The organism is Dellaglioa sp. CoH-57-MRSF-22 (assembly GCF_056781895.1).
Map to the genome: position 1 here is coordinate 1 of NZ_JBXAXT010000220.1, position 269 is coordinate 269.

At 49.1% G+C, this 269-nt stretch carries 1 protein-coding gene; it reads left to right on the forward strand.

The window, feature by feature from the left end; genetic code table 11:
• A partial coding sequence (locus AC1RPR_RS08860; protein WP_438451342.1) for a hypothetical protein occupies nucleotides 1-231 on the forward strand: 231 nt, incomplete at its 5' end.
• Nucleotides 232-269 lie beyond the last annotated feature (38 nt).

Below are 269 nucleotides of genomic sequence, written 5' to 3' on the forward strand. Positions count from 1 at the left end.
GATATAAAGTGGCCTGTAGTCGATTCCACAATGCTGGGTGCGGCTCGAAGCTATTTCGAACAGACATTCAGGCCCAATAACGTGGCGCAGCACTGGAATGCGGCTGCTGAGCAGTATTCGGTAGAAATGGTCCAACGCCTGTGGGAAACTTTCCTCATGGGATGGTATTCGAAGATGGTGGACGATCTGGTAAAGGAAATCAAATGTACTACAGCGCAACAGAACGGCTGATCCGTGACTATGTGATCAGCCTTTTGCAGAATGATTCG